At 73.3% G+C, this 22,612-nt stretch carries 17 protein-coding genes; 3 read left to right on the top strand and 14 right to left on the bottom strand.

The window, feature by feature from the left end; all coding sequences use genetic code 11:
* Positions 1 to 394 precede the first annotated feature (394 nt).
* From ACH4S7_RS32660 to ACH4S7_RS32645, 4 genes are all read right to left on the bottom strand, one after another.
* Positions 395 to 2,479, bottom strand: a complete 2,085-nt coding sequence (locus ACH4S7_RS32660; protein ID WP_398524993.1) for a multicopper oxidase family protein — start codon at positions 2,477 to 2,479, stop codon at positions 395 to 397.
* 60 nt (positions 2,480 to 2,539) lie between these two features.
* On the bottom strand, positions 2,540 to 2,758 hold the full coding sequence (locus ACH4S7_RS32655) for an MbtH family protein (protein ID WP_392032503.1): 219 nt from the start codon (positions 2,756 to 2,758) through the stop codon (positions 2,540 to 2,542).
* 162 nt (positions 2,759 to 2,920) lie between these two features.
* Entirely contained in the window at positions 2,921 to 4,081 is a 1,161-nt protein-coding gene (locus ACH4S7_RS32650; protein ID WP_398524992.1) for a FecCD family ABC transporter permease, read from the bottom strand.
* On the bottom strand, positions 4,078 to 5,064 hold the full coding sequence (locus ACH4S7_RS32645) for a FecCD family ABC transporter permease (RefSeq protein WP_398525017.1): 987 nt from the start codon (positions 5,062 to 5,064) through the stop codon (positions 4,078 to 4,080). The genes ACH4S7_RS32650 and ACH4S7_RS32645 overlap by 4 nt, the downstream gene beginning before the upstream one ends.
* A gap of 540 nt (positions 5,065 to 5,604) precedes the next feature.
* On the opposite strand from ACH4S7_RS32645, the gene ACH4S7_RS32640 reads away from it, so the two are divergent.
* A complete protein-coding gene (locus ACH4S7_RS32640; protein ID WP_398524991.1) occupies positions 5,605 to 7,434 on the top strand; it encodes a TerD family protein in 1,830 nt (609 codons plus the stop codon).
* 95 nt (positions 7,435 to 7,529) lie between these two features.
* Here ACH4S7_RS32640 and ACH4S7_RS32635 read toward each other — a convergent pair whose 3' ends face one another.
* From ACH4S7_RS32635 to ACH4S7_RS32600, 8 genes are all read right to left on the bottom strand, one after another.
* On the bottom strand, positions 7,530 to 8,420 hold the full coding sequence (locus tag ACH4S7_RS32635; RefSeq protein WP_398524990.1) for a siderophore-interacting protein: 891 nt from the start codon (positions 8,418 to 8,420) through the stop codon (positions 7,530 to 7,532).
* Between the two features lie 2 nt (positions 8,421 to 8,422).
* Positions 8,423 to 10,366 carry an ABC transporter ATP-binding protein gene (locus ACH4S7_RS32630; protein WP_398524989.1) on the bottom strand — a complete coding sequence of 648 codons (1,944 nt, stop codon included), beginning with the start codon at positions 10,364 to 10,366 and terminating at the stop codon, positions 8,423 to 8,425.
* Positions 10,363 to 12,165 (bottom strand): ABC transporter transmembrane domain-containing protein, encoded by a 1,803-nt coding sequence (locus tag ACH4S7_RS32625; RefSeq protein ID WP_398524988.1) that lies wholly within the window; start codon positions 12,163 to 12,165, stop codon positions 10,363 to 10,365. The genes ACH4S7_RS32630 and ACH4S7_RS32625 overlap by 4 nt, the downstream gene beginning before the upstream one ends.
* Entirely contained in the window at positions 12,162 to 13,055 is an 894-nt protein-coding gene (locus ACH4S7_RS32620; RefSeq protein ID WP_398524987.1) for an ABC transporter ATP-binding protein, read from the bottom strand. Before ACH4S7_RS32620 ends, ACH4S7_RS32625 begins: the two co-directional genes overlap by 4 nt.
* A gap of 32 nt (positions 13,056 to 13,087) precedes the next feature.
* Positions 13,088 to 14,188 carry a FecCD family ABC transporter permease gene (locus tag ACH4S7_RS32615; RefSeq protein ID WP_398524986.1) on the bottom strand — a complete coding sequence of 367 codons (1,101 nt, stop codon included), beginning with the start codon at positions 14,186 to 14,188 and terminating at the stop codon, positions 13,088 to 13,090.
* A gap of 32 nt (positions 14,189 to 14,220) precedes the next feature.
* Positions 14,221 to 15,306: a FecCD family ABC transporter permease gene (locus tag ACH4S7_RS32610; RefSeq protein ID WP_398524985.1), complete on the bottom strand. Its 1,086-nt coding sequence runs from the start codon at positions 15,304 to 15,306 to the stop codon at positions 14,221 to 14,223.
* Between the two features lie 51 nt (positions 15,307 to 15,357).
* Complete coding sequence (locus ACH4S7_RS32605) at positions 15,358 to 16,467, bottom strand: iron-siderophore ABC transporter substrate-binding protein (RefSeq protein ID WP_398524984.1); 1,110 nt, start codon at positions 16,465 to 16,467, stop codon at positions 15,358 to 15,360.
* A gap of 225 nt (positions 16,468 to 16,692) precedes the next feature.
* Positions 16,693 to 17,583 carry a helix-turn-helix domain-containing protein gene (locus ACH4S7_RS32600; protein ID WP_398524983.1) on the bottom strand — a complete coding sequence of 297 codons (891 nt, stop codon included), beginning with the start codon at positions 17,581 to 17,583 and terminating at the stop codon, positions 16,693 to 16,695.
* A 289-nt stretch (positions 17,584 to 17,872) separates the two neighbouring features.
* Here ACH4S7_RS32600 and ACH4S7_RS32595 point away from each other — a divergent pair, with 289 nt between their 5' ends.
* Positions 17,873 to 18,085 (top strand): response regulator transcription factor, encoded by a 213-nt coding sequence (locus ACH4S7_RS32595; protein WP_398524982.1) that lies wholly within the window; start codon positions 17,873 to 17,875, stop codon positions 18,083 to 18,085.
* The gene (locus ACH4S7_RS32590) at positions 18,082 to 20,208 is read left to right on the top strand and encodes a prolyl oligopeptidase family serine peptidase (protein WP_398524981.1); all 2,127 of its coding nucleotides are present in this window, start codon (positions 18,082 to 18,084) and stop codon (positions 20,206 to 20,208) included. The genes ACH4S7_RS32595 and ACH4S7_RS32590 overlap by 4 nt, the downstream gene beginning before the upstream one ends.
* A gap of 29 nt (positions 20,209 to 20,237) precedes the next feature.
* Here the strand turns inward: ACH4S7_RS32590 and ACH4S7_RS32585 are convergent, their stop codons facing one another.
* Together ACH4S7_RS32585 and ACH4S7_RS32580 are read right to left on the bottom strand one after the other, a co-directional pair.
* Positions 20,238 to 21,170 carry a hypothetical protein gene (locus ACH4S7_RS32585; protein WP_398524980.1) on the bottom strand — a complete coding sequence of 311 codons (933 nt, stop codon included), beginning with the start codon at positions 21,168 to 21,170 and terminating at the stop codon, positions 20,238 to 20,240.
* The gene (locus ACH4S7_RS32580; protein ID WP_398524979.1) at positions 21,157 to 22,389 is read right to left on the bottom strand and encodes an MFS transporter; all 1,233 of its coding nucleotides are present in this window, start codon (positions 22,387 to 22,389) and stop codon (positions 21,157 to 21,159) included. Before ACH4S7_RS32580 ends, ACH4S7_RS32585 begins: the two co-directional genes overlap by 14 nt.
* Between the last annotated feature and the right edge of the window lie 223 nt (positions 22,390 to 22,612).

Below are 22,612 nucleotides of genomic sequence, written 5' to 3'. Positions count from 1 at the left end.
GCGAAATCTCCCGGCAGAACGGACTCGCCCGAGTCCGGTGGTGGTGGTCGTGGGGTCGTGATCGTGCGGTGGTCCCGGTCCCATGCGCGCTGGTCGGGCCCTGGACGCCGGGAGCCGGGCCGGTGGATATGTCGGTCCGTCCGGTGCGCGCGAGGGCGCACCGGTGTGCGCGGGCACCCCGGCCGCCTCCCGTCCAGGGGGAGGGACTGGTGTCCGTACGTCGGCTGGTGTGCTCGCCGTCCGAGTGGCCCCCCGGCGGGGGGCCCGGCCGGGGGCGGCCGATGCCGCGGTCCGGGCCCGGCAGGGGCCGGGGGAGCCGCCGCGGTGCACGGTCCCGTGGGTACGGGCGTGACGCGGCGGGGGCCCGGGTCAGGGGTGGGGCGGCGGGCCCGGGTCAGTGGTGGGCGCCGGGCCCGCTGCCGCCGCCGTGCGGGGCCAGGTCGAGAACGGCCTTCGGCTGCACGAGGAAGGGACGCATCATCATCATGTCCTCGTGCTCATAGGTGTGACAGTGGTGCATGAACCGGCCGGGTGGTCCGTCGAAGCGGGCCACCACCGTGAGGCGTTCGGCCGGTGCCAGCCTGATGACGTCCTTGGGCCCCTGCTCGGCCGCCGTGAGGCTTCGACCACCGGTCCGTCTCAGGGGCCTGGTGGTTCCGGCGCCGTAGCCGCCGCCCTCCTGTTCGAAGAAGGCGAAGGAGCTGACGTCGTACACCTCACGGCTGACGCCCTGGAACGCGACCGCGTGCAGATGCATCGGGTGTGGATAGGCACCCGGGGATCTCTCCAGGCTCAGGAAGGTCCAGCGTTCGGTCGCTCCGGAGGGGACGGTGAACCGCACCGGGTCGTGGAAGGTGGCGGAGACCCGCTGGAAGGTCCGTACGGTGCCGTCCGCCTCCTCGATCTGGATGATTCCGTCGATGGGCAGCGGTCCGCTCGGCGGGCCGGTCTCCACCATCTCCCAGAGTTCCGGGTCCTTGGGGTAGACGGGTGTGACGACCACCAGCCGCTCGGTCGCCCGGGCCGTCTCGGCCGGGCCCGGCGGCCGGAAGGACGCGGCGAGCACGGCCGGTGGGGCGAAGCCGCCCGCGTCGGCCCGGGACCCGACGCGGAACTGCATCAGATCGGGCCGGATGCCGGGCTCAGGGGAGTCGTTGACCAGCCGCAGCCGCTGCCCCCGGAAGCGGGAGAAGTCGACCAGCAGATCGGCGCGTTCGCCCGGAGTGAGGGGAACCCCGCCGGCCACCGGGGCGGGGCGGGGCAGCAGCCCCGCGTCCGTACCGATCATCACCAGCGCGTCGGACGGTACTTCGGTGCCGTCCTCGTCGAGGACCTTCAGCAGATAGGGGCGGCTGTTGGAGGCGTTGAGGACACGGAAGCGGTACCAGCCGGCGGCGACTTCCAGATGGGGCCAGATCACCCCGTTGACCAGGTTGAAGGGACCGGTGAAGGGGCGCACCAACTGATAGGGCTCGGCGATGACGACAATGCCCTTGTAGAGGAGGCCACCGGTGAGGGCGCCCTCGTCGTCCACATCGAGATTCCGGTCGAAGACGACCAGCGGTATCTCACGGTCGCCGGACGGGAGCCGCAGCTCGGCCTCCTCCTCGTCCCGGATCAGATACGAGCCCGAGCCCAGCCCCGTCATCACATTGAGGTGGGTGATGTGCATGGCGTGGTCGTGGTACCAGAGCCCGGCCGCGGGCTGTTGGTGGGGATACTCGGCCAGTTGGGCCGCGCCGGGCAGGACCGCGTTCTCCGCCCAGCCGTCGTTGCCGCCGCCGGTGATGGCGCCGTGCAGATGGACCGCCGCCCAGGGCGGCAGCCGCGCCACGTCCGCACGGGCGGTGGCGCCCTCGCGGCCGGGCCGGTCCCACATCAGGGGCAGCGCCGGATCGTAGGCGAACGGCACCCGGACCGCCGGGACGGGGAACTCCCCGTCCAGGTCGTTCTCCCAGGCGATCCGCAGCCGCCGCCCGCTCCGTGCCTCGATCGTGGGCCCCACATGGGTGCCCTCGTAGGTCCAGAGCCGGGTCGGCGGGAGCGCGCTGTGCAGGCGTAACCGGGCCTCCCGGAGGGACACGGTCAACTGTCCCTTCCGGCCCCGCAGTACCCGGGGGATGGGCAATGGGTCCCGGAAGGGGGTGAGCTGCCGGGCCGCCCGTAACGCGCGACTCACCGCCGGGTCCGCGCGGACGGTGCCGGCCTTCGACCGCGCGGCCTCGGTGGCGCCGGGAAGGTCGGCGAGCGGAGTGCCCAGGGCGGCGGTCATCAGATCGGGCCGGGGTGGCACCGCGGCGTGGCCACGGCCCTCGGTGAGGGCCATACCGCCCCCCACGGCGACCGCGCCCCCCAGGGCCCCGGCGCCGGCGAGGAACCTGCGTCTGCGGAGCGCGCCGCCCGGCCGGCGGTCCGCCGTCTCGGCCACCGGACCGCCGTCGGTCCCGCGGCCGGTGGTGCCGTTCTCAGTCCCGCTCACCGGTGCCCACACTCTCTCCTCGCGCGGCCCATCCCGTCGTCGCTCGCAGCCGCGGTGCGGTCATGGCCGGTCGTTCGCCATGCTCTCCACGAGGCTCTTGGGACGCATATCGGTCCAGTTCTCCTCGACATACGCCAGACATGCCTGGCGCGAGTCCTCCGGGTGGACCGTCGTCCACCCGGCCGGAACCTCGGCGAAGGCGGGCCAGAGGGAGTGCTGTCCCTCGTCGTTGACGAGCACCAGATAGGTGCCGTCCTCGTCCTCGAACGGATTGGTCACTGAGTCCTCCTTTGGGTTAGGTAAGGCTAACCTCAGTGATCGATTCGGAACAATAGCCCGCTGGGAATGGCTTGTTGTGTTCGGTGTACACCGATGCCGACGCCCCCGGCCGCCCACCTCCCGCGCCGCCGCGGGACCGGGCCGGCAGTGCCGGGGACCCGCTCAGGCGCGGCCCGTCCCGCGCCGCTTGAAGAGGACCCAGGCGAGATAGGCGCCGCCGAGTACCGCCGTGGTGACCCCCACCGGCAGCAGGTTGTTGCGCTGTGAGTCGTCCACGAGTTTCAGCCAGCCCACCCGGTCCCCCACCCAGGCGAGCGCGGTGAAGAACTGGCTGGACACCACATGCGCCAGCGAGAGCAGCGCCGCGCCCACCGCCCCCGCCGCGAGCACACTGACCCCCGGGCTGCGGGTGAGCATCACCGCGATCTGCGGCGCCGCCAGCGCCACGAAGGGAATCGGACCGGCGCTCGCCACCGCCACCGCGCAGAGCCCGACGCCCAGGACGGTCAGGGCGATCCGCGCCCGGTCGACCCGCACCCCGAGTCCGTTCGCCAGTTCGTCACCCAGTTCGAGCATCCGCAGGGGGCGGCCGAGTAGCATCGCCGCGGGCAACAGCACGACCAGGGCGAGCGCGATCATCTGCACCGAACTCCAGCCCCGGCCGTTCAAGGTGCCGACCAGCCAGATATGGGCGCTCTGGGCGTTGTTAAGGCTGGCACGGGTCAGCAGGTACGAGTTGACCGAGCCGAGCATCGCGGTCACCCCCAGGCCGATCAGCACCAGCCGCACCCCGTGCAGCCCGCCCCGGCTCGCCAGCACGAAGACCACCAGGGCGGTGGCCAGACCACCGCCGATGGCCCCCAGCGCCGTCGCCGCCGCACTGGCGGCACCGCCGAGGGTGACGATCACCGCGATGGCGCCGGTCGCGGCGCCGCTGTTGAACCCGACCACGTCCGGGCTGGCCAGCGGATTGCGGGAAATGCTCTGGAAGATGGCGCCGCTGACCCCGAGGGCCGCGCCCACCAGCACCGCCAGCAGTGCCTGCGGCAGCCGTTCCTGATTGACGAAGTGGACCGCCAACCGGTCCCCGGTGCCCTGGAAGAGCGCCCGCGCCACATCGGGCAGCGGGACCGGATAGGCGCCGACGCTGAGGCTGATCACCAGTGCCACGGCGGACAGCGCCACCGCGAGCAGGCAGACCTCGCCGGTGCGGCGGTGCAGCCGGAAGGTGATCCTGGCGGAGAGCAGACTCACCGGCCGGTTCGCACCGACTCCCTTCGGTGTGTCGGACGGGGGGCCGGGACGGCCGGTGGTGGTGGTCACAGCGAGATCTCCTTGCGCCGGCGCACCATGGCGATGAATACGGGCGCACCCACCAGAGCGGTTACGGCGCCCACTTCCAGCTCTCCCTCGGGCAGCACCACCCGCCCTAGAATGTCCGAGGTGAGAAGCAGGATCGGCGCCAGGACCAGGGAGTACGGCAGCACCCAGCGCAGATCGGGGCCGGTGAGCCAGCGCGCCACCAGCGGGATGACGAGTCCGACGAACCCGATGGGCCCGGCGGCCGCGGTCGCCGCGCCGCAGAGCAGGGTCACGGTGACGACGCCGGCCAGCCGGGTCCGCGCCACCCCGGTGCCGAGCGCCCGGCCCAGTTCCTCGCCGAGGGCGAGGGAGTTGAGCGAGCGCGCCATCAGCAGGGCGACCACCAGACCGGTCACCACGAACGGCAGCAACTGCCGCAGCAGATCCGGATCATGACCGGCGAGCGAGCCGACCATCCAGAACCGCATGTATTCGAAGGAGGCCGCGTTGAACACGGTGAGCCCGCCGATGACCCCGCCCAGGCAGGCACTGACCGCCGCCCCGGCCAGCGCGAGCCGTACCGGTGTCGGCCCGGCCCGCCCCGATGCGCCGAGCACGTAGACGAGGACGGTGGCCGCTCCGGCGCCGGCGAATGCGGCCCACACCAGCGAGGTGAAGGTGCCCAGGCCGAGGACCGCGATGCCCAGGACCACCGCGGCGGACGCCCCGGCGTTCACACCGAGCAGTCCCGGATCGGCGAGCGGATTGCGGGTCATGGCCTGCATCACCGCGCCCGCGACCCCGAGCGCCGCGCCGACGGCCAGCCCCATCAGCGTGCGCGGCAGCCGCAGTTCCCGGATGACTCCGGTGGCGTAGGAGCCGTCGTCGCCCCGGATCGCGGACCAGACCTGCCCGAGGGAGGTGTCCTTGGTCCCGATCCAGGTGCTGAGGACCACCATCAGCAGCAGTACGCCGACGGCCAGCAGCAGTCCGGCGCCGCGCAGTACCGCGCGGGTCGTGCTCCGCTCATCGTCCCGGTCGGGGAGCGGAGCGGGTGAGAGTACGGCTTTCCGGCTCACGGGCGCGTATCACCGACCGGATCCGGGTGGCCGGCGGGGGCGGTTGTCGGCGCACCGCCGACGGACGCCCGGAGCGGCGGTGGCGCGCCCGTACGGGAGCGCGCCACCGCGCGATGCCCCCGGGTCTGGCAGCCGAACATGGCACACCGCATCTTCCAGCTCTCCTCTTCCGCCCGGCCGCACCGGTCTCCGGATGGGCCCAACTGCCTTTCCGCCCCGGCTTTTTGCCCGGCCGCGAAGACATCGGGCACGCAGTGAAGTAAGGCTAACCTTAGCTACGGTCGGGGTCGCGACCGCCCCGCAACCAGGGCGGCTCCGGGGCGCCGCCGCGCCGCGGAGCCAGGTATTGGGTGTCGGGTGTCGGGTGCCCATGCAGCCGAAGGTGGTGACAGACTCCAGCCCTGAGGGAGGGGTGCCACCATGGGGTTCGGCTTTCGTGTCGGTGTGCCGGGAATGAGCGTGCGGGTGTCGACCCGTGGGGTGCGGGTGTCCGTCGGGTCACGCGTGGTCCGGGTCGGTGCCGGCAGCGGGGGGACCCGGGTCCCGCCCGGGCAGGGGCAGTTCCGGGGGATCCCGCCACAGGGCTCCGGGTCCCCGGCGGGGACACCGGGTGCCGCGTATCCGGGCACCAGCACCCGGCGCACGCCGCCGCCCCGCGAGGTCGCACCGTCGGCCGAGGAACTCCACCGGGCCCGACGGGCGGCGGAGCGGGCCGAGTTGGACGCCCAGCGGGACGCGGCCATCGCCGAGCTGCGGCAGCTGTGGCACCGGACGACCAATGAGCATGTGCGGAGCTTCCAGGCGGCCCGGCCGCCCGTGGTGCCCGGCCCGCCGGCCCTGGGGATGGAGTGGGCGCGCGCCGAGGCCCAGGCGTTCCACCTGCGGGGGACCGGGATGTTCGCCCGCGCCGAGCGGGCGGCGGGCAAGGAACGGGCGGAGCGGGACGCCCCCGTCTACCTGGCCGACCAGCAGATGCGGCTGCGGAGCGCGCACGATCAGCTGATGTCCGAGGCGGAGCAGTGGTGGTGGGCGCTGACCGGCAACGACGAGGAGACCGTCTGTGAGGCGGTGAACGCCGCTTTCGCCGACAACCCGGCCGCGGGGTGCGCCGTCGGGGTGGACGGCTCGGTGATGTCCGTCGTGATGCGGCAGCAGGACCTCGACTCGCTGCCCGAGCAGGCGCCGGGGCTCACCCCCGCCGGCAGACCGACGCTCAAGGACCTCACCAAGCGCGACCGCACCCGGTGGTGGCTCACCGCCATGGGCTCCCATGTCATCGCCACCCTCAAGGAGGGGTTCGCGACGGCTCCGGGCATCACCGCCATCAACCTGGCCGTACTGACCCGGATGCCCGAGAGCCGGCAGCTCGGTGTGGTGGCGTACGGCCGGTGGACCCGCCAAGCGATCGAGAACGCGGTCTGGCAGGGGCCCGATGACGCGCTGCGGTTCCTGGACATCGGCGAGGACGTGCTCTGTTCGGTCCGGAAGACCCCGACGGGGAACATCTCCAGCACGGTCAGACCCCTGAACACCCGTCGACTGCCCGGACTCCAGGACCTCCTCGACCACGCCGAGGACGATCCGGACTCCGGCGGATCCACCCTGGCCAATCTGGACATCGGGCTGCGCGACGGAGCCCCCTCCGGTGCCGCCGCGCCGCCGTCGGACCCGTACTGGATCATGCCGTTCGCGCAGTGGCGGGAGGGAATCACCGCCTCGCCGACGGCCGCCACGGTGGTCATGCAGCGCGCGGCCCCGGTCTCCCTCGTCCCCGGGCAGACCCTGACGCTTCCGGAAGAGGCGTGGCAGGGGCTGCTGATCGCGTTCGAATTCGCCGGAGCCGACGCCGATCTGACGTTCTTCCTGACCGACGGCGACGGACGGGTCGCCGGCGACGAGGACTTCGTCTTCTACAACCAGCCGTCGGCCGCCGCGGGCGCGGTCCGGCTGCTGGGCAGGAGTACGGCGGGGACCGGCACCGTGGAGAGCGCGTCCGTCCAACTGGCCGCCCTGCCCCCGCAGGTCCGGCGCGTCGCCGTGGCGGTCAACATGAATGTCGAGACGGGCCTCGGTTGCGACGCCCTCACCCGTGCCGTGCTGCGCGTGGAGTGCGGCACCGGGGCCGCCTGGGAGTGCCGGCCGCCGAGCGACCCGGACGTACGCGCCATGGTCGTCGCCGAGCTGTACCGGCACAGCGCGAACGGCCGGCCGGTGTGGAAGATGCGCGCCATCGGCCAGGGTTGGGCCGACGGACTCGACGGCCTGGCCCGGGCCCACGGTGTCGACGTGCGGTGACGGACACCGCCGCGGCGCACCGGCGCGAACGCCCATGCGGACGACTGCACACACTCATGGGCGCCCCCGGCCCATCGCGGTGCACCACGCCCGGCTCAGAGGCCCAGACCGCTCAGCCGGTCCTCGTACTCGATCGTGACGTCTTCCAGATCGTCCGTCGGGTCCTCCCACAACGCCTCGAGCTGCGCCTTCACGGTCGCCGGGAGGGCCTCCCACCGCTCCGACCAGGAATCGGAGTTCGGGACCCAGTAGCCGACGACCTTGAAACGGTCGGTGGGGAGGGACAGCGTCCTGCGGAGGTGCTTGCGGACGGAGCGCAGGGCGGTCGTCTCGCCCGCCGTCCAGAGATAGGTCCCCGCCAGATCCCGGTCCTCGGGCAGGGCCGTGGTGACCAGGTCCGCGAGCCGGCTCGGGGAGTGCCCGTTGCCCCCGTACGTCCAGGTGACCTTCGTCCGCGGGTGGGCCGGGAGGGGGAGCACCGAAGCCTCGTCCGGGACCTCGACGATCACCCGGGTCTCGATGTGCTCCGGGGTGTTCTCCAGCAGCCGCGCTACGGCGGGCAGCCCCGTCAGATCCGCTATCAGGATCTGACGGGTGAAGTCCTCGGGCGGGTCGTAGAGCCCGGTGGGGGAGTTGAGCCCCACCGGGTCACCCGGCTGCGCCGCCGCCGCCCAGGTGGCGGCCACTCCGTGGTCGTGCACGACGAAGTCGATATCGATCTCGTTGAGTTCGGGCCGTACCGCGCGGACCGTGTACGTCCGCATGGGAGCGGTGGGGCGGCCCTCCGGGGTCTCCCAGCTCGTCTCCGTCGCGACCGGCAGGGAGAGGTCATGACGGTCGGGGCCGTGCGGGAAGAACAGTCGTACGTATTCGTCGCCCACGCCCGTCGAGGTGAACGTCGGCAGGTCCCCGCCGGTCAGCGTCACCCGGACCATGGTGGTGGTGAGGTGCTGGACCCGGGCGACGACGGCTCGGTAGATCTCCACGTTCAGTGCTCCTTGTCGGTTCCCGCGCCGGTGCCTGGTTCCGGTGCGGTGTTCAGCTCGGGGTGTGGTCGCGGTCCGGTCTCCGCGTGCGCGGGCGGCTCCGCCGCGTGCGCGCCGTCCGGTTCCCCCGCCGGGGTGTACGCCCGCCACAGCGCCGCGTACTCGCCCGCCGAGGTCATCAGGGTTTCATGGGTGCCCTGCTCGGCCACCCGGCCCTCCTTGAGGAGGACGATGTGGTCGCAGTCGCGGGCCTGCTCCAGTCGGTGGGCGACGATCACGCTGGTCCGGTCACGGGTGACCCGTTCGAGGGCCGCGCCGAGGACGGCCCGGCTCGCCGGGCCCGACTCCGCGGTGGGTTCGTCGAGGACGACCACGGGCGGGTCGGCCAGCAGGACCCGGGCCAGCGCCAGGTGCTGAACCGACGCGTCGTCCAGGGGGGCGCCGTCGGGACCGCCGAGGACCGAGTCGAGTCCGCGCCCCGGTTCCAGTGCCCAGCCGGCCCCCGTCTCCCGCAGCGCCGTGACCAGTTCGGCGTCGGTGGCCGCCGGCCTGGCCAGCCGCAGGTTGTCGGCGAGGGTGCCGCCGAAGAGGTGGATCTCCTGGGTGACGAGGTATCGGGGGCCGGTCTCCGGTCCGGAGCCGACCGCGATCCGGCCCCGGTCCGGTTCGCCGACCCCCGCGACGAGCCGCGCCAGCGTGCTCTTGCCCGACCCGCTCGCGCCCACCAGGGCGACGGTCGCACCGCCGGGGATCGTCAGGGTGACGTCGCTCAGCGCCTCGCGGGCGGCGTCGCCGTAGCTGTACGAGACCCCGGTCACGGTCACGGCCGGGGGCGGCCGGGTGCCCGGCGCGGGCTCCGGCGACACCGGGCGCGGTGCGGCGAGGTCCGTGACACCGACCAGGCGGGCCAGGCCCACCGTGGCGCGCTGGATGTCGTCCAGGCTGGTGAGCAGCAGACCGATCGGGCCGAACAGCCGGTGGAAGTACAGGGCCGCCGCCGTCGCCGTCCCCAGGGTGATGGCGCCCTGCCCGAGCAGCACGTACCCGGTCGCCAGGACGGCGGCCAGACCCACGAACTCCGCCGTGTTCAGCCAGCCGAAGAAGCGGTTGCGCAGCCGTACCCCGTCGCGCTGCCGGTCGATCGCCCGCTCGCTGCGCTCGGCCAACTCGGTCAGATGCGTGTCCTGGGTGCGGTACGCCCGGATCGTCTCGGCGCCCCGAACCGCTTCGATGACCGTCTGCCCGCGGGTGGACTCCAGCCGGCGGACGTCCCCGTACACCTCGTGGGAGTGCGTGAGGAACCGGCGGGTGGCGTACCACTGGAGCGGTACGCAGACCAGTCCGGCGAGGGCCAGTCGCGGGTCGAGGACGGCGAGGCCCGCCACGGTCAGGACGACGGTCAGGGCCGCGCCGGTGATGTCCGGCAGTACGCCGGACGCCGCTTCGGAGACCGCCTCGACATCGCCGGTGACCCGGGAGACCACATCGGAGCTGCCGGCCGACTCCAGGGTGTCCGCCGGCAGCCGTACCGCCGCGTCGAACACGTCCTCGCGGAGTCCGGCCAGGGTCTCCTGGACCAGGCCGACCAGCATCCGGCCCCCGAGGTAGATGAGCGCGGCGCCCACCAGCGAGGAGCCGACGAGGGCGGCGCCGAGGGCGATCACCCGACCGCGGCCGGCCCGGTCGACGACCGCGTCGACGACCGCGCCGAGGAGCGGTGGGGTGGCGAGGGCGGCGGCCGTACCGGCCACCAGGACGAGCAGGGTGATCGTCAGCCGGCGCCGGTGGCGGGCGAGTCGGCGGACGACCTCCCGCCGGGTGCGGTCCGGGGTGGCGACGGGGAGCCGGGCGGCCGCCGGGTCGGCGCGGGTGTCCGTGCCGGGGGCGCCCCCGGCGGTCGGGTCCGGATCGGGGACGATCGCGGGCGTGGTCGCAGGCGGGGTCACCGGGGGTGTCCGTTCGGGTCGTCGTCTCGGGTGTCCCCACCGCCCGCGTCGCCGGGTTCCGCGATGTCGTCGTCGCCGGTCGCGTCGGTGAGGTCGACCACCTGGTCGCAGGCGGACAGCAGGATGTGGCTCGTGGTGATCAGCAGCGTGGTGCGCGGGAGTTCCCGCAGCCCACGGGCGATCCGCTGCTCGGTCACCGGGTCGACCGCCGTGGTGGGCTCGTCCAGGACGACCACGGGGGCGTCCGCGTGCAGCGCCCGCGCGAGCAACAGCCGCTGTCGCTGACCGCCGGAGAGCCTGCGGCCCTGCTCCCCGATGTCCGTGTCCGCGCCGCCGATGTGCTCCAGCACGTCGTCCAGCATCGCCGCCCGCACCACGGCGGGGTCGGGAGCGCCGCCCGGCGGGGTGAGGTTGGCGCGCAGGGTGCCGGAGAAGAGGGTGCCCTGATGGGGCGGGGCCGCCAGATGGGCGCGGACCGCGTCGGGGCCGAGATCGACGGCGTCGGCCCCGTCGATCAGGAGTTCCCCCCGGTCCGCCGGGACCCGGCAGGCCAGCCGGTCGCTGAGGTGCCGGGCGTGCGCGGGGTGCCGGGGGACGACTCCGATGAGCGTGCCGGGCGCCAGTTCGACGGGCTGCTCATGGCCGGGTGGCCGCCAGACGGTCCGGGCGTGCGACGGTACCGCGCCGGTGGGCGGTACGGCGTCGGCGTCGGCGTGGGCGTGGAGCGGGATCGGTTCGGTACGGGGCCGGGGGACGGCGGCCTCGGCGCGCGACCCGCTCGCCGTACCGGGCACCAGCGGTGTGATCAGCGGCGGTTCGGCCAGCAGCTCGCCGATCCGCCGGGCGGAGGCGCGCTTGTGGGCCCAGTTGGAGGCGAACGTCCCGACGTGCGCGAGGGCGCCCTGGAGGAACTGGGCGAGACCGAGGACGGTCACCAACTGTCCGATGGTGAGCTGCCTGTCGAGCGCGAGGAGACCGGACGCGGTGGCCAGCCCGGCGAGGAAGACGCCGGACAGGAGCAGACTGAGGGCCGAGTAGGCGAGGACGGCGCGCGACGCGGCGACCGCGCCCCGCCGCGATGCGTCGCTCGCGGACCGGTACCGGTCGGCCGCCTCCGTCCGGGCGTTCATCCCGGCGAGCACCCGCAGTCCGGTGATCATGTCGGTCGCGACCTCCCCGGCGCGTGCCGCGGAGCCCTGTTCGGCCAGGCCGCGCGCCTCCAGCGGGGTCGCGATGCGGCGCATCAGGAAGAGGACGAGCAGGGTGCTGACGATCACCCCGAGCGCGAGGGGTACGGAGATGAGCAGCAGCGCGGTCGACGCCGTCAGGATCGCGGTGATCGTGGCCGCTTGTTCGACGACGCTCCAGGAGACGCCCGCGACCCGGTAGGTGTCGGAGGTGACCAGGGACAGGGTCTCACCGGGGCCGCGCCGGCGGCGCAGCCCGTAGGGGTCGAGCAGCCGGGTCATGGTGAGCCGGCGCAGCTCGTGCTCGGCGTAGCCGTAGACGCCGACCATCGCCGTCGAGGCCCGCTGGTACGACAGCGACAGCGCGAGGAACACCCCGGCGAGCACCGCGAGCCAGCGCAGCAGGGCCGCGGGGTCGCCGGGTTCCAGCGCCCGGTCGATGACGACGCCGATGAGGATCGGCACCAGGGCCTCGCAGAGCTGGTGGACCATGAACGCGAGAGTGGTCAGGCCCAGCCGCAGGCCGCGTCCGCCGCGCAGCAGGGCGACCTTGAACAGTTCCCCGGCCGGCACCGCCCGAACCGCCGGCCCGGCGTCCTCCGGCCGCTTCACGGGGTGTCCCGGTGACGGGCCAGCGGGACGACCATGGGGGTGCCGGTCTCCGGGTCGGGCACCACCCGGCACGGCAGCTCGAACACCTCGCGCACCAACTCGGCCGTCATCACCTCGGACGGCGGGCCCTCCGCGACGACCCGGCCGTCCCGCATGGCGACGAGGTGCGTCGCGTAGCGGGCCGCGTGGTTGAGGTCGTGCAGGACCGCGACGAGGGTCCGGCCGGAGCGGTGCAGATCCGTGAAGAGTTCCAGCAGCTCGATCTGGTGGGCGATGTCCAGGAACGTCGTCGGCTCGTCCAGCAGCAGCAGGGGGGTCTGCTGGGCGAGCACCATCGCGACCCAGACGCGCTGCCGCTGGCCGCCGGACAGTTCGTCGACGAGCCGGCCGGACAGCCCGGTGACGGAGGTGGCGGCCATTGCCTCGGCGACGGCGCGTTCGTCGTCCGCGGTCCACTGGCGGGTCATGGTCTGGTGCGGATAGCGGCCCCGGGCGACGAGTTCGGAGACGCTGATGCCGTCCGGGGCGAGGGAGGTCTGCGGCAGCAGTCCGAGGCGGCGCGCGACCTCCTTGGAGCGGTATGACGCGATCGACCGGCCGTCGAGGAGCACCTGTCCGGCGGTGGGCGCCAGCAGCCGGGCCACCGCGCGCAGCAGGGTGGACTTGCCACAGGCGTTGGGGCCGATGATGGCGGTGAACGAGCCGTCCGGTATCCGGAGGTCCAGGTGCTCGGAGACGGGGTGACGCGCATAGCCGAAGGTCGCGTCCCGTACCTCCAGCGGGGCGGGAGGCGTCGGCACGGCGCCCGCACCGGGGCCCCGGTCCTGGTCGGCGGTCCGGGTGGGCGCGGCTGCGCGGGGCGGCCCGGGGCGGTCGGTCTTCGGGGGCATGAGGGGTCCTCGGGAAGGCGGCGGGGCGGGGTTCATCGGCGGGACGCGTACTGGCGGGCGAGCAGCCAGGCGAGGTAGGCCCCGCCGACACAGACGGTCACCACTCCCACCGGCAGGTCGACGCGCTGGGCGGCGAAGTCGGCGGCGACCAGGATCAGGGCCCCGGTGAGGGCGGCGGGCACGAGCCGCAGTGTGGTGGAACCCCTGGTGAGCCGCTGGGCGATCTGGGGGGCGGCGAGCGCGACGAACGCGATCGGTCCGACGGCGGCGGTCACCAGGGCGGTGAGCGCGACCCCGACGACGGTTCCGGCGAGCCGGGCGCGGTTCGCCCGTACGCCGAGGGCCACGGCCGTGTCGTCGCCCATCTCCAGGTGCACCAGGGACCGGACGACCGCGGCGGAGCAGAGCAGCAGAACGAGGAAGACGACGACGGTGGGGCCCAGTTCCCCGAATCCGAGTCCGCTGAGGGATCCGGCGGCCCAGGTCGCCGCGAGCATCGCCTGGTGCGGATTGACGGAGATCAGCAGCATCGAGGTCAGCGAGCTGAGGCCGGCGCCGACGGCGATACCGACGATGATGAGCCGGAACGGATGCAGTCCCTGCCGGTACGCCAGCAGGTAGACGACGAGCGCGGTGACGGCCCCGCCGATCAGCGACCCGGTCGCGATGGCGTAGTAGTTGGCGGTGCCGAGGAGCAGCATCACGACGCTGGCCCCGGCGTACGAGCCGGACGAGAAGCCGATGATGTCCGGGGAGCCGAGCGGGTTCTTGGTGAGGGACTGGAAGATCGCCCCGCTGATCGCCAGCGCGGCGCCGCAGACCAGCGCGAACAGCAGTCTCGGCAGCCGCCAGTCGACGACGACGAGCCGGGCGCGGCGGTCGGCTTCCGGATCGATGAGCGCGGTCACGACCTGGGCGGGGCTCAGCGAGATGGACCCGGTGCCGAGGGTGAGCACGCCCAGGGCGAGGACGGCGGCGGTGAGCACGGCGCAGACCAGGACGGCACGGCGGTCCACGCGCAGGGCGGCGCCCAGCCACCGCAGGGTCCAGGCGGGGCGTCCGAAGTCGACCCGTACGGGCGGCCCTCCGGCGGTCGGCGCCGATGCGGGGGGCGGGAGGTGAGCGGGGGTCACGGCGGGTTCACGTTCCTGGGTGGGGTGGGTGTTCACAGTCCGCTCACGTTCCGGCGCCGGACGAGGGCGACCAGGACGGGCGCGCCGATGAGCGCGGTGACGAGGCCGACCCGCAGCTCCCCGGAGGGCAGGACCACCCGTCCGACGATATCGGCGGCCAGCAGGAAGGAGGGGGCCACGACGAGGGTGAGGGGGAGGATCCAGCGCTGGTCGGGGCCGGTGAACCAGCGCACGACGTGCGGCACCATCAGTCCGACGAAGGCGATCGGACCGGCGACGGCGACGGCGGTACCGGCGAGCAGGGTGACGGCGAGGACGACGCCGGTGCGGGTGGCACCGAGGCGGACACCGAGGGCGCGGGCACTGTCGTCGCCGAGCGCGAGGGCGTTGAGGGAGCGGGCGGAGGCCAGGCCCAGGACCAGTCCGGCGCCGATGAGGGGGAGGGCGACCGGGAGGATGTCGAGGGAGCGTCCGCCGACGGAGCCGACCCCCCAGAACCGCATGATGTCGAGGGTGGCCAGGCTCTTGAGGGTGAGGGCGGAGGTCAGTCCGCCGAACACGGCCGTGAGCGCGACCCCGGCGAGGGTGAGTTTCACGGGGGTCGCGCGGTCGGCGCCCAGCGAACCGAGGGTGTAGACGAGGATGGTCACTCCGAAGGCCCCGGCGAGCGCGAACCAGACGAACTGGGACGGATCGGTGAGACCGAGCACGGCGACGGCGAAGGTCACGGCGAAGCCGGCGCCCGCGTTGACGCCGAGGACTCCCGGGTCGGCCAGGGGGTTGCGGGTGAACGCCTGGATGAGGGCACCGCACATGCCGAGGGCCGCCCCCACCAGCAGCCCGATCACCGTACGCGGCACGCGCAGTTCGCGGACCATCACCTGCTCGTCGGAGGACCCGTCGAAGTGGAACAGGGCGTCCCACACGGTGCCCGGGGCGATCCCGCGGGCGCCGACCATGACACTGAGGACGGACACGGCGAGCAGCAGCGCGACGGCGGCCAGCAGCACCAGGGAGCGGTGCCGATGACGCGGGACCAGGCCCGTACCGGAGTACGGGCCTGGCGCGTCACGCCGTGCGGGGGCGGTCTCACCGGGAGGTGATGCGGTCGTCGTCACGGGTGATCCTCGTGGGTGGGCTGGGTGGGGTACGGGCGGTGGCCGGGCGGATCAGGAGGCGGGGGCACCCTTGCCGGCGACCGCGTCGGCCAGCATCGGCACGTACCGCTCCAGGGCCCAGGGGATCGACAGCACGGTCGGGCCGCTGGTGGCCATGCCGAGTTCGGCGTCCTTGATGAACGTGTAGTTCTTGTTCTTGATGGGCGCCCAGCGCTTGAAGAGCGGGTCGTTCAGGGAGTACGGGACCTCCTTGGGGTCGTACGCCCAGCCCACGTAGACGTCGGCCTTGATGGTGTCGAGCTTCTCCAGGCTGATGCCGCCGTAGAAGTTGGTGCCCTTCACGGTGTCGGTGATGGCCTTCATGGAGGGGGTGTTCACGAAGCCCATCTCGTTGAGCAGCCGGACCCTGGGGTCGTAGTCGACGTACAGCCCGGCCTCGGTGGAGCCGGGGGTGAGGGCGGTGCCGAAGGTGAAGGTCTTCCCCTGGAAATCGGGGTTCTCCTTGACGACGGTGGCGAGCCGGCCCTCCACGCCGGTGACCAGGGCCTCGGCCTTCTCGTTCTCGCCGAGGGCCTTGCCGATGGTGCGGGTCATGCTCTGCCAGGTGCCCCCGTCGAAGGGCCGCTTCAGGTAGGGGACCGTGGGCGCGATCTCGGCGAGCCGCTTGTAGTCGACGTCGGTGATACCGGAGTAGAGGCCGAGGATGAGATCCGGTTCGAGGGACAGGATCTGCTCGAAGTCGATCTCGCCGGCGTCCCCGTAGTTCAGGGTCTCGGGGAGCTTCCCGCCGATCTTCTCGGCCTGGGCGCGGAACCAGGGGGTGTGGCCGTCCTTGTCGCCGCCCCACTGCTTGTCGACGCCGACGGGCATGGTGCCGAGCGCCGCGACGATGTCCTGGTTCATCCAACTGACGGCGACGACCCGCTTGGGCTTCGCGGTGATCTCGGTGGTGCCGTGGGCGTGCTTGATGCTGACCGGGAACGCGGCGGACGAGCCCGCCTTGGCGTCCTTGCCGTCACCGTCGGACCCCGAGGCGGAGGTTCCGCAGCCCGTCAGGACGAGGGCGGCGGCGACCGCCAGTCCCGCGGCACGGGCCCAGACCCTGGCGCGGTGGGGCGCCGGGGCGGGTGCGGCCGTCGGGGCGGCCGGGGGTACGGACATGGTTCTCCTCGTTTCTGTGCACCGCGGGGGCGGCGTGACGGTGCTCGGGGTGGCGAGCCGTCACAGCGGTGCGGGACGTACGCGCGCGGTCGGGGTACGGGGGCGCTCGATCTGCCGTACCGGAGGTTAGGTAACCCTCACCTGAATCAACGCTAGGGAATGCCGGGGCTCTCGGGCGTCGTGCCCCGGCCAGGGTGCGTCGCGAATCGGCCACCGACCGACCGGTCAGGGCCCATCGGCCGAGCCGTCGGCGGAATCGGCGGCGGGCGCCGCCGGTACGGAGCGCTCCCGCAGGTACTCGGTCGGGCTGGCGCCGGTCACCCGGCGGAACGCCGCGCTGAACGCGCTGGTCGTGGCATAGCCACAGCGGTGCGCGACGAGATTGACCGGCTGTCCCTGGGCGAGCAGGGCCGTCGCGGCGGACATCCGCACCAGGGACCGCCAGCGGGTGAACGACATCCCGATGTCACTGCTGAACACCCGGGTGACCGTACGCACGCTGAGCGCGTGCCGCGCGGCCCACTCCTCCAGCGAGCGATCGCTGTCCGGGTCGCGCAGGACGTCGTCCGCGAGGGCCTGGATGCGCCAGTCGGCCGGCATCGGCACCTCCAGGACGGGGAGCGGGTCGTCCTGGAGCATCTCCAGGATGACCCGCTGGGTCCGCAGTCGGAGATCGTCGGGCATCGGGGTCGCGTCGAGGTGGAGCAGCATCTCCTGGAGCGCGCGCCCCACCTTCAGCACCCGCAGGGCGGTCCATTCGGCGGGGACCGCGGACCGGGCCACATAGGTGTAGCAGCCGACTCCGCTGGGGTCGGCGGTGGAGGTGTGCGGGGTGTCCGGCGGCACCCAGAGCCCCTGCCCGGGGACCAGCCGCCGCAGCCCGGTCGGGGTGTGCAGGGTCATCGACCCGGTGTGCGGCCACACCAGGAGCGCGTCGGTATGGGTGTGCGCTTCGCCGAACAACGGCCCCATGCGCCCGCTGCCGTCGAAGACGGCGGTGGTGAGGAGATACGGCGGACGCACCTCGGCCCCGCCGATCACCGGCGCGGACCACCGCGGGGGCGCGGCCGGGTCCGCCTCGACGCGTGCACGGCAGGAGACATGAGCAACCGACATGAATTTAGGTTAGCCTAACCTGTTTCCTGGTCGGACGGGCCGGGGTCCACAGCGACCGGAACGCCCTCAACAACGCCTCCGACAACCTCGGAACAAGTACGCCCTCGGGGTATGGTGGCCTGGACTTCATCCGCCGCGGCACATCTCCCGGCTCCCCCGGCCGGAGGTGAGTCTCCCACGCCGCGTTCAGTGATCACGCACCACAGACCGAGCCCAGAGATCGCCGCAGCCGCCGCACACTCCGCTGATCGCCCGGTACGTGTGCCCCGGCCATGGACGAGGAGACCCCATGGATCTCAGCCCACGCCAAGCACAGATCCTCTCGCTGATCGCGGAAGGCTGTTGCGACAAGGAGATAGCCAGACGCTTAGGGGTGTCCGCCCGGACGGTCGACTCCCACCTACAGCGCCTCTACTCGCGGTACCAGGTCCACACCCGGGCCTCGATGGTCGCGAAGTGGCTGCTGGACGGCGGCAGCCCCGTCGCGGTGATGGAGCGTTGAACGCCCCGGGCGCCCCGACGGGCGCCACACCTTCCCCGATCGGCGCGGCCGATGTCGCGCGGGCCCGGCTCGGTTTCGGCTTCCCCACCGTCATCGCCGACGGGCCGGGCGCCGGCATCTGGTGGCAGGAGTGCCGACCCCACGAGAAGGGCCGTACGGTCCTGGTGCGGCACACCGGCGCCCCCGCCGGGGAAGAGCCGCCCGCCCATGAGCCCCCGGCGGGGGCCCGGCATGCCGGAGAAGCGGCGCCCGCCCCCCGGGCCGCCGGGGGAGGACCCCCGCACCGCCCGGGGGAGGCCGCCGAGCCCCTCGCCCCCCACTGGGACGTGGCGACCCGCGTCCATGAGTACGGCGGTCGCTCCTACCTCGTGCTGCCCGACGGCGATGTGCTCTTCATCCACCGTGCCGACCAGCGCATCTACCGGTCAGGGCCGGACGGCGATGCCCGCCCGCTGACCCCCGCACCCTCCCCCGCGGGACCCGCCGTCCGCTACGCCGACCTCACCCCCGGCCCGGACGGCGAGGTCTGGTGCGTCCGGGAGGAGTGCGTCCAGGAGGAACGCGGCCAGGAGGAGTGCGTCCGGGAAGGTGCCACGGACGGATCGGTCCGCTCTCTGGCGGCCGTCCCGCTCTGCGGCTCGGCCGCCGACGATCCGGCGGCCGTCCGCACCCTCGCCCGGGGAGCGGACTTCTACGCCTGCCCCACCGTCTCACCCGACGGCCGCACCCTCGCCTACCTCGCCTGGGACCACCCACGGATGCCCTGGGACGGCACCGAACTACGGCTCGCCCGCATCCTGCCGGACGGCACCCTGGCGGGATCGACGGTCCTGCGCGGCGGCCCCGGCGAATCCGTGCTGGCACCGGTGTGGCGGGACACCACCGAGCTGTACGCGGTGTCCGACGCGTCCGGCTGGTGGAACCTCTGGCTGCTGGCCGCCGACGGCTCCGCCGCGCGGGCACTGTGCCCTGCCGATGAGGAGTTCGCCGAACCGCCGTGGCAGCTCGGTGACCGCCCCTACGGCGTCCTGGGCGACGGCCGGCTCGCCGTGCTGCACGGGCGCGGACCGCTGCGCCTGGGAATCCTCGACCCGGAGACCGGCACCCTCGACGACCTCGACCTGCCGTACGACTGCTGGGACGGCGGCATCGCGGTGGACGGTATGACGGTGGCCGGCATCGCGGGCGGCACCCGGCTCGCGCGGTCGGTGCTCGCCGTGGACGTCGCCTCAGGACGGCACCGGGTGCTCGCCCGCCAGAGCGACCGCCTCCCGCCCGCCGACCGGCTCCCCGAACCGTACGAACGCGTGGTGCGGGGCAGCGACGGCGGTCCGGTATCGACTTATCTCTACGCCCCGACCGGTCCGCTGCCCCGGCCGGCCGGCGCGGCGGACACCGCCGGGAAACCCCCGTGGGTCATCTGGGTGCACGGCGGCCCCACCGGCTTCGCCGGGCCCGCGCTCGACCTGGGCAAGGCGTACTTCACCAGCCGTGGCATCGGTGTCGCCGACGTCAACTACACCGGTTCCAGCGGCTATGGACGCGACCACCGCGACCGGCTGCGCGGACGGTGGGGCGCCGCCGAGGTCGAGGACGTCGTCGCCGTCGCGCGCGACCTGGTCGACTCCGGGCTGGCCGCCCCGGGCCGTATCGCGGTGCGCGGCGCCAGCTCCGGCGGCTGGACCGTGCTGGCCGCGGTCACCTCGTACGACATCTTCGGCGCAGGCGTCTCCTACTTCGGCGTCTCCTCACTGCGGACGCTCGGCATGGAGACCCACTCCTTCGAATCCCGGTACATCTTCGAACTCGTCGGCTCGTACGACCCCGACGTGTACGGGGAGCGGGAACCGCTCGGCCGGGCGGAGCAGGTCCGCTGCCCGGTCCTGCTCATCCAGGGGCTCGACGATCCGGTGGTGCCGCCCGCGCAGTCGGAGCGGTTCGCCGACGCGCTGGCGCGCCGGAACCTCCCGTACGCCTATCTGCCCTTCGCCGGTGAGTCCCACGGCTTCCGCGACCAGGCGAACATCGCCGCCTGCTACGAGGCGGAACTCTCCTTCTACGGGCAGCTCTTCGGGTTCGACCCCGAAGACGTCCCCCGGCTCCCGATGGCGGGGGAGGGGTGAGACGGACCCGCGCGCCGGCCGGGCGGCGGTCAGTGGACCAGAACCGCCGCACCGACGGCGTCGGCCGCCGTGGGCCGGGCGGCCCGCAGGGTGTCGAGGGGGAGCCCGAAGGCGCCGCGCGGTGAGATCGGGGCGAGGGAGGGCGGGGCGGCGGTCCACCCGCCGAGGCCGGCGAGGAGCGCCCCCACGGCCCCGCCCGCCGACTCCGGGGCCGCACCGCGGGAGAGGAGATCGAGGCAGCGCGCGGGCACATCCCCCAGCGCCGCGCCCCGCCACACCCGGACCGTGACCGAACCGGGTTCGGCGGCGGTGCGTGCGAAGTGGTGGATCTCGGCGGCCCCCTCGACCCGGAGGAAGAGCAGACAGCGGTCCCGGAGGGCGATCTCACGGGGGAGCCCGTACAGCGCTCCCGCCACGGTGCGCCGGACGCCCGTGACCGCGCACAGCTCCCACCGCGGCTCCCGGCGCGGCCCCTTGGCGAACGCCTCCGCGACGTACCGCGGCTCGCTCCGGCGGCCGGCCAGGACATACGCGTCGAGGCGGCCGTCCTCGGGATAGTGGCGCAGCGGATGGCCGAAGGCGCCCCGGGGGCTCGGCGGCGCGGGGGTGACCCCCAGGTCGGCGAAGGGGCCGATACCGCCGAGCGCAGCCGTCACCCCGTGCGTGCCGCAGCCGGCCAGGACCAGTCCCGTCAGACGGGCCGGCAGGGTCCCCAGTCCGGAACCGGTCCAGACGCGGGTGCGGACCTCCCGTCCGCCGTGCGCATCCCGCTCGAAGACATAGATGTCCGCCCGGCCGCCGTCCTGGAGCAGCAGTGCGGCGTACGGGGCGGCCACCAGGTCGCCCGGGACCGCGAAGAGCCTTCTCGCCACCTCCTCCCACTGGCCGGACCAGCCGTGCAGCGTGACGTGCTCGTGCGGGGCTGCCGGGTCCGCGGGCGGGGGCGCGTCAGGATTCGGCACGATCCCTCTCCTCTCCGGCCGGTACGGGGCCGTCGGCCGGCGGTGCCGTGGCGCGTCGCCGTTCCAGCAGCGCGCAGACCGCGGCCAGGGCGGCCACCGAGCCCACGAGCGCGCCGACACCGGTGGACAGGTGCTCGACGGCGTACCCGGTGATCGCGGAACCGGCCGCGAAGCCGATCCAGTTGGCCGACACCAGCAGCCCGAACGCCCGGGCGCGCGTCTCGGGGGAGGCCCGCTCGGAGACGAGAGCCGCCTCGATGCCGTCGGCGGGGCCGTTGGCGAACCCGATGACGAACAACAGCAGCAGACTCAGGGCTAGTCCGGGTTCCGGACCCAGGGTCGCGATGGCGAGACCGTAGACGGCGAGGACCACGATGAGATGCGTCGTCTGCGCGCCGGGCAGCCGGGTGCCCCCGTAGAGCAGACTGCCGAGGACGCCACCGCAGGCGGTGACCGCCATCAGCAGACCCGCGCTGGTCCCAATGGAGTCGGCGTGGGCGACGGTGGTCACCTGCACCGCCCCGATCGCCATCGCCCCCAGCGCGATGGTCAGCAGGATCCTGATCTGCCCCGGCGGCCAGGTGAACCGGTTCCGTACGGTGCGCCGGGCGCTCTCCCGGTCGACGGCGGCCACTGCCGACGCGCCGGCCAGCCAGAGCGCCCCGCAGGTGGACACCACGGCGGTCACCAGGACGGCGGCGAGCGGCGAGAACAGCAGCACCGCCGCGGCCACGATCAGCGGTCCGAGGATGAACACGCTCTCGGTGAGCAGGCCGGACAGCGCCAGCAGCGTCTTGCGCTCCTCCTCACCCGTCACATGGCCCGCGAACACGCTGTTTGCGACCGTGCCGGACGGTGGTGTGCACGCGCCCACGACGAAGGCCGCGGCGGCGAGCAGAACCGGATGGGCCCGCCCGGACGCGGTGAGCAGGAAGACGGTGAAGGCCGCTGCCTGGAGGACGGTGGCCAGCAGCAGCGATCTCCGCAGCCCCCGGATGTCGGTGACATGTCCCCACACCGGCGCGGTGAAGGTGAGGGCGACGGCGTACGCGCCCGCCACCAGCCCGGCCCCCGCGAAGCTGCCCATGGCGTCCTCGGCGGCGAGCAGGAGGGCCAGACTCACCATTCCGGCGAGCAGCCGGCAGGCGAAGAGAGCGCCCACCACCCGGGGAATCCCCGGAACCCCGAGCGCTGCTCGGTACAGAGTGATCGCTCCCATACGCGGCCTCCTCACGTCAACCTGCGGTCGTCGGGGCACTCATCGTCCGGTCGGTGTCAGCCGTGGTCAACACCGTCGACCACGCGCGCACCGCCGTCACGGACCGCGACGATCGGTGAGGGAGTAGCCACCTGTGAGGTGTTCGGCGGTAGGGGAAACCCCTGATCGACGGAGCGGACAAGCGTCACTACGGTATCCACAACCGCCCACCGCCACAGTGGCG

Source organism: Streptomyces sp. NPDC020965, from assembly GCF_044333555.1.
Taxonomy (GTDB): Bacteria; Actinomycetota; Actinomycetes; order Streptomycetales; family Streptomycetaceae; genus Streptomyces.
This window is presented reverse-complemented; position numbering and strand designations above follow the sequence as displayed.

Excerpts from the sequence above, each read along its gene's own strand:
- ACH4S7_RS32620 (WP_398524987.1), bottom strand. The coding sequence starts at position 13,055 with ATGCCCCCGAAGACCGACCGCCCCGGGCCGCCCCGCGCAGCCGCGCCC.
- ACH4S7_RS32605 (WP_398524984.1), bottom strand. The coding sequence starts at position 16,467 with ATGTCCGTACCCCCGGCCGCCCCGACGGCCGCACCCGCCCCGGCGCCC.
- ACH4S7_RS32600 (WP_398524983.1), bottom strand. The coding sequence starts at position 17,583 with ATGTCGGTTGCTCATGTCTCCTGCCGTGCACGCGTCGAGGCGGACCCG.
- ACH4S7_RS32595 (WP_398524982.1), top strand. The coding sequence starts at position 17,873 with ATGGATCTCAGCCCACGCCAAGCACAGATCCTCTCGCTGATCGCGGAA.
- ACH4S7_RS32580 (WP_398524979.1), bottom strand. The coding sequence starts at position 22,389 with ATGGGAGCGATCACTCTGTACCGAGCAGCGCTCGGGGTTCCGGGGATT.